Here is a 6,358-nt window from a genome sequence, read left to right as displayed (position 1 = left end):
GGGATTAGACTTTTAAGCATGTAACAGAAATTTAAATCCGGTCGCAATCTATTTATTTCTTTGAAAAAAACAATCTGATTATCTTCAGTACTTGAACTAATAAATTTTGCCGCGTAGAAATCCTGAATTGACTTGTGAATAAAAGTATAATTATCGTAACCATCCCTTGTAATTAAATTTGTAATTTCCATTACATCCTCAATTATTTTTCTCTCATCTTCATCTTCTTTACCAATGATGCTTTTTGCATCATTAAAAGCCTCAATCAGATCAGAATATGCAAAATTTGTCTCCTGCTTAAGTTGAGAGATGAAAGCAAAGTAAGACAAGCACAATTCCATCTGTGTATCAGTTAAGTCACTTTTGCGAGCACGAGTAAATATCTTATTGAAATCATGTTTATAAACGAGAGAAGAAAATAATGACTCATAATAGTTAACTATATTTTCAGGTTTTTTTCCCAAACCGGTACTTGTGACTATAAAAATATCTACTAATATAGGAGACTTAATTGATTCTAAAAGAAAGTCCTTTCCATGTAAGATGTTAAGTAAGGTGTTTTTAGTATCAGAATTATGGACGTTTATATTTACAATCGCCTCAACATCGTCAGCCTCAAGAAAATTAACGCTATAAACTATAAAACCGGGCTGCCTACATATTTGAGTATCTGGCCTCGAAGAACATATAACATTTACTTTCCATATAGAAATGCAATCATCTAAAAGAGCCAAGGCATTATCTCTATGATTGTGGTGTATTTCATCAAAGCCATCAAAGTAAATCCTGACGTGCTCCATCTTTTTTAAAAGACTATTTATACTCTCAATATCACTCTGAACACCATGTGTTTTAAAATGCTGCAATAGTACACTTGGCAATGAAATATCTTTTGAGAAATCTATCGTTCTAAGGGAAATGAAAAATGGAAAAAAATGGTTTTTATTCAAATCCTCTAAAAACATCTTCTTCATGGTAATAGTTTTCCCCTGCCCAGCATAACCAACTAGGCAAGACGACATATGTTCTGGCAGACTAAAATCATCATTTACCTCATGAATTTCGTCATTGGGTGATGTTAGCTTTAAGGGATGATAAATCTGATCTAAATATACATCTCGATCACCATTAATTATCGTCCGAAAAGTAAAAACTTTATTTATAACATTTTTCGCATAGTCTTCATTATAATTCGAATCACAAACAGACTGATAAAGATCGCGTATATTCTTCTTACTTTTAATAAAGGTTGATGCAGTATTGAATGTTTTACTTCCTGTTTTTACTAACAAGTCTGAAATAACTTTAGTGGTAATTGCAGTAGTTAATACAGCCATATAACCCTCATCATTTTTTTAATTAATTACTACATCTAGTTAAATCAATCATAATAATTATAAAATTCGATTTTTTTAAATTATTCATTTACCATTGTTTGAAAATTATTTTTGAATATTTTGATCAGGGATAGTCACCAGAAAGTGACGTAAGAGAAATTTTAAAACGGTCATTTATAAATGCACTAAGCACTAAGCACTAAGCACTAAGCACTAAGCACTTAAGATTTACTATCTCAGTTTATTCCGCAAAGTAAAAGTAGAAAGCTTAAAATTTTTGGAAATGTGTCAGCAGAGCGCAACGCTATGTGCCACTTTTCATTACTATTCGGCTTAGAGAAAACATAAAAATCAGTAAGTTACTGATTTCAATCACTTCGAGTTGGGACTCATAATCGCTTGGTCACTGGTTCAAGTCCAGTAGGGGCCACCAAATTTTAGCTTTAAAATCATACAATTAGGCCACTCGAAAGAGTGGCTTTTTTATTATCTCATTTTCAAGTGGCGATGAAATGGCGATGGATTTTTAGCGGCTGCAACAAGGCTAACAAAAAACCCGCACGAGGCGGGTTCATTTTACATCCATAACTTTCGCTGTACGGTGGGGGTTGGATGCGGTGGCGCTGGGTCGATTTTTCCAGGAGTGACTATATAGCGCTCGATTGATTCCATCGTGACAAAGGTACAGCTGCAATTAATGTTTGTGCATTGGTGATAACGCTCTTTAGTATTCTCGCTAAGATAGCGGCTTGTGCGGGCATGTGCCGCATGCTGACACTTCGGACAATGAAACATAGCTCACCATAAATTCACAAAATGAGAATAAATGATGCGAAAATATTCACAATTTTAGAATAGACACATACACATTATCAGAGCTTAAAAACCCGGAGAAGTGGTTATTCAATATCCAGGGGATATTTAATCCTCATCCTCCTCTAAATCTTCGTCATCATCCCCGGCTTCATATTCAATGTCGGACAGCTTCACCTCCAACTCTAACGCGGTCGTATATCCGTTGCTGTTGAGCGCATGTGTCACTTTGGTAATTATCCATGCTTGCTCATCAATGATGCTTTTGAAGCCTGAGACCCTGACCGGTGTTTCAGGGTAAAGATCTGCACGGCCAAGCGCCAGGCTAATAGAAAACTCTGCTACGCCGCGCTGTAGCTTGTCCCACTTTGCTTTAGCCGCCCGCATCGCCTGGGCTTTAGTGGAATAGACAGTGGTTAGCGCGAAAACATTAGCCTGGGATGCGGTGACGTCGGCGGTTTTAATGCCGCTCACGGTCAGGGCGCTGGTTTTTGATTCGTACTCAATGACCGCGCCATCGGGGAAAGCAACGTGCCAGGCATCCGCCGAGGCAGACGGGGCGGGATTCTCATCGGAAAAAATACCGGGCAGCACAAACGCGGTATCAAGTTCGCCACCCACGGCCAGAATTAACACCTGCTCGCCGACGGAGGGAGCCCACCATGTACGGGAACGACCGGCGCGCTGGGTCAGCCACTGGAGCCAGTCGGTAATAATGCCGCCGGTCTGCACACGGCAGCGGCCGGCATCAAGATCGGTTTCGGCAATGATGCCGGTGCGTACCATATTGCGGATAGCGCGGGCAAGTTCGTTAATGTTTGCTAGTGTGTTCATACAACGAAGAATGCTGCCAGGTGAACCTGGTATCAATGAAAGACGGTTGTTGACAGGCCATACTACGGCGTGTAGAAAAATAACATTGCCTGGGGCATTAACAGTAATTGGAAAAGGAGTTCCAAATGGCAACAGCAAAAGACGCTTACCGCACACTCACTGCGGGGGAAATTAGGATGGCTCGCGCTATCTTTGGTGACACCGTCAATTACCCACATGTCAGAGTTTATAAAGGCAGCTACTTTCCCTTCAACCTTCAGAATGAGGGCACAGCCGTTACTCCAAATGGCAACATGTACTGGCCTGAACCTATTTTTAAAGAAGACTTTTCTTCTGAAACCTCTTTAAATAAAAACTGGTTTATGCATGAGTTTGTGCATATTTGGCAACATTTCATGGGCATGAGTGTCAGAACAAGAGGGCTCATAAGCAAATACGTTGATTACAACTATTCGCTTCCTAAAGAAGAAACTCTCGCTGATTATCGAATGGAACAACAGGCAAATATTGTTGCCGATTACTACACCCTGGTAACGGAGGGTTATAATTCATGGAAGCAAATAAACAGTTTTAATGGGATACATGGCCCTGATTTATTATCAAAGTACCAAAACACTTTGCAATATCTTCTGGTATCCCCGCGTGACAAAAGGAGCTTATGGAAATGAAGTGGAAAATCCTTTTACTTATCTCACCCTTTTTCACTGCTTGTACGATGGAGAATAACGCCTACCGGGTTGCTGATGCCACTCTTAAAAACAACCAGCCATGCATTTCTGTAAGTAATGACTCTACGTTAAAAGGAGGGCATGCAAAATTGCTTACACTGTCATTGTCAGCCAGAGACAATAACGGCCAGATGCAGGAAGTATGGAAACAGGACAATTTCAATAACCCTTCATTCATAGTACTAGCTGGACAGTGCATTCCGGTTGAATATGAGTTTACCCCCGATAAAGAATACAGCGTCACCGTCATTACTGCGCAACCAGAAGATAAAGTAGCGACCAAACGACTGTGGTCACGAAGTTTTAAACTTAACGAACTTACACCGAAATAGCTTCGGCGTATCACTGACTTTCCCAAACATTCAGCGATTTTACTGGTCGATTAAAACATGAATTATCATTGTTTCGATGCTTGTTAAATCGCTCTTTTCAAAACCTAACAACTGACGCTGCGGGTACTGAATTTCGGCACGATTTCGCGCTGGCTCGTCTTTAAGTCCAAACTGATGAACTCCGGTAATCCGCTGCACTTTCCTGGTAAATTCGACCAGCGCCGAGCTGTCATTACCGCTGGTTTTCAGATATCGATTAGTACGCAGCTTCGCATACATTTCCCGCTTAATCCGACCTTTCTTTGCCCGCAGTGGCTGGCTTTTTCGTGGTGCATACACGGACAGACAGGTAAAGGCTCTACGGCGTTGAAGATGAGAAAGGTTTATCAAAAAAGACAGCTGTAACTTCACTCGTCCGGACTATTTTCGCTTAGACTCAAACTGTATTTTGTTGAACACTTTAACGCTCAATATAAACACAGCTACAATAGTAATTAGCAACAGCCTTCCCCAATAATTAGGGAAATAAACTGCGTATAACGCTCCCGCCACCATCACCAATAAAACCGGGATATAATCAAGGGTGATATTTAATATAGATTTTGTTATAAAATTCATTTTATACCGTCCAATATTCTGATGATACCTGTCTTAACCGCCACTAACCAGGTGCTTCTATTTTCCCGAGCACAATGCTATTCCTGCCACGCCTGCCCGTTTTGCCAGCACGTCCTGCAGCATGCCCTTGTCAAGGCTCAGATCGGCAACCAGCTTTTTCAGCCGCAGGTTTCCTCTTCCAGCTGGCGCATATGTTTAAGTTCAAAAGGGGAAATCCCGCCGTACTTTTTCCGCTACGTGTAAAAAGTGGCGTCAGAGATGCCCAGCTTGCGGCAGACATCCGGCACGGACGTACCCAGCTCAGCCTGCTTGAGAGCAAAGACAATCTGCTCTTCGGTGAATCGTGACTTTTTCATCAGCACAACCTCAGTTCAGGGGAGCATTTATCATCCCGGAATTCTGTTTCTGAATGGAGCAGGATTTTGGGTCAGGGTCACCCTGCAAGTAAGCTCAGCAAGGAATCTGTACTAAATCAGTACTTCAGGGGTTTTATAACGCGGCGATTACCCCCATCCCATGCTGAGCCCCATCGAGAAAAAAGACCGTGTTCATCAAAGTGTCCCTATGCTTAGGTGGGTCAAACATAAGCATAGCGACTACAGGAGACTCATCATGAAAGCAGTAACGCTCAAAGCGCCCGGCGGGCTGGAAAATATTACCGTAACCGATATCGCCGATCCGGGCAGGCCTGACAGAGGTGAAATTAGGGTGGCTATTAAAGCCAGCTCCCTGAATTATCATGATTTGATTGTGGCAACCGGACAGTTTCCGACTGAAGACGGCCGGATTTTACTGTCAGATGGTGCGGGAACAGTAGAAGAAGTGGGAGAAGGCGTTGAAGCGTTTAAGGTGGGCGATAACGTCGTCTCCACCTTTTTCCCTGTCTGGCTTGCCGGTAAGCCCACGCCGGCTGCGGGCGGGTTTGCACATACGCCAGGCGACGGTATTGACGGCATGGCCAGTGAATACGTTGTGCGTTCGGAAAATGCCTTTACCCACGCGCCGAAGGGATGGAGCCATACAGAAGCTGCGACCATTACCACTTCAGCCCTGACGGCCTGGCGCGCGCTTGTCACAGAAGGACACCTTAAAGCAGGAGAAACAGTGCTGGTTCAGGGAACCGGCGGCGTGTCAATTGCTGCCCTGCAGATAGCTAAAGCAATGGGAGCCAAAGTCATTGCCACCTCTTCCTCCGATGAAAAACTGGCTGTTGTTCGCAAGCTGGGCGCGGATGAAACCATCAATTACAAAACAACGCCTGCATGGGGAGATAAGGTTCTTGAGCTGACCCACGGGCTTGGCGTGGATCATGTGGTGGAAGTAGGCGGTCCGGCAACCCTGAATGAATCACTGAAGTCCATTAAAACAGGCGGACATATTGCGCAGATTGGTATCCTCTCGGGGGACGAAGCCGCCATCTCCATACTATCCCTGCTGGCAAAGCAGGTACAGATTAAGGGCGTGATTGTGGGCAGCCGCCAGGACCAGACTGATTTTGTCAAAGCCCTGGAGATAATGAACCGCAAGCCGGTTATTGACCGGACCTTTAAATATCAGGAGCTCAGCGAGGCCTTCACTTATCAGCAAAGCGGCGCCCATCTGGGTAAAATCTGCATTGAGTGGTGACGCTGATGGCCGTAAGGCATTTGCCTTACGGCCGCTGAATAAAAAGTGGGGGGTCTTGCTTTATTGAATG

At 43.4% G+C, this 6,358-nt stretch carries 7 protein-coding genes, 1 tRNA gene and 1 pseudogene; 4 read left to right on the top strand and 5 right to left on the bottom strand.

The genetic code is table 11. The features are described 5' to 3' along the window. On the bottom strand, positions 1 to 1,337 hold a 1,337-nt coding region (locus RTK32_RS01780), incomplete at its 3' end, for an NACHT domain-containing protein (protein ID WP_312041817.1). Between the two features lie 330 nt (positions 1,338 to 1,667). Here RTK32_RS01780 and RTK32_RS01775 point away from each other — a divergent pair. Continuing rightward, positions 1,668 to 1,770, top strand: a tRNA-Met gene (locus RTK32_RS01775). A 143-nt stretch (positions 1,771 to 1,913) separates the two neighbouring features. On the opposite strand, the gene RTK32_RS01770 is transcribed toward RTK32_RS01775, so the two are convergent. Both RTK32_RS01770 and RTK32_RS01765 read right to left on the bottom strand, forming a co-directional pair. Further along, positions 1,914 to 2,132 carry a DNA-binding transcriptional regulator gene (locus RTK32_RS01770; protein WP_312041816.1) on the bottom strand — a complete coding sequence of 73 codons (219 nt, stop codon included), beginning with the start codon at positions 2,130 to 2,132 and terminating at the stop codon, positions 1,914 to 1,916. A 126-nt stretch (positions 2,133 to 2,258) separates the two neighbouring features. Beyond that, on the bottom strand, positions 2,259 to 2,984 hold the full coding sequence (locus RTK32_RS01765; RefSeq protein ID WP_312041815.1) for a phage baseplate assembly protein V: 726 nt from the start codon (positions 2,982 to 2,984) through the stop codon (positions 2,259 to 2,261). Between the two features lie 125 nt (positions 2,985 to 3,109). On the opposite strand from RTK32_RS01765, the gene RTK32_RS01760 reads away from it, so the two are divergent. Both RTK32_RS01760 and RTK32_RS01755 read left to right on the top strand, forming a co-directional pair. Then, a complete protein-coding gene (locus tag RTK32_RS01760; protein WP_312041814.1) occupies positions 3,110 to 3,652 on the top strand; it encodes a hypothetical protein in 543 nt (180 codons plus the stop codon). Continuing rightward, a complete protein-coding gene (locus tag RTK32_RS01755; protein ID WP_312041813.1) occupies positions 3,649 to 4,044 on the top strand; it encodes a putative T6SS immunity periplasmic lipoprotein in 396 nt (131 codons plus the stop codon). The genes RTK32_RS01760 and RTK32_RS01755 overlap by 4 nt, the downstream gene beginning before the upstream one ends. Positions 4,045 to 4,083: 39 nt before the next feature. Here the strand turns inward: RTK32_RS01755 and RTK32_RS01750 are convergent, their stop codons facing one another. Together RTK32_RS01750 and RTK32_RS01745 are read right to left on the bottom strand one after the other, a co-directional pair. Further along, positions 4,084 to 4,434, bottom strand: a complete 351-nt coding sequence (locus RTK32_RS01750; RefSeq protein ID WP_312041819.1) for a phage virion morphogenesis protein — start codon at positions 4,432 to 4,434, stop codon at positions 4,084 to 4,086. Between the two features lie 321 nt (positions 4,435 to 4,755). Further along, a pseudogene (locus RTK32_RS01745) lies at positions 4,756 to 5,018 on the bottom strand (transposase); the annotation flags it as partial. Between the two features lie 256 nt (positions 5,019 to 5,274). On the opposite strand from RTK32_RS01745, the gene RTK32_RS01740 reads away from it, so the two are divergent. Continuing rightward, positions 5,275 to 6,288, top strand: a complete 1,014-nt coding sequence (locus RTK32_RS01740; RefSeq protein ID WP_312041812.1) for an NAD(P)-dependent alcohol dehydrogenase — start codon at positions 5,275 to 5,277, stop codon at positions 6,286 to 6,288. Positions 6,289 to 6,358 lie beyond the last annotated feature (70 nt).

This window comes from Erwinia sp. (assembly GCF_031978025.1).
In the GTDB taxonomy this organism is placed as follows: domain Bacteria; phylum Pseudomonadota; class Gammaproteobacteria; order Enterobacterales; family Enterobacteriaceae; genus Erwinia.
This window is presented reverse-complemented; position numbering and strand designations above follow the sequence as displayed.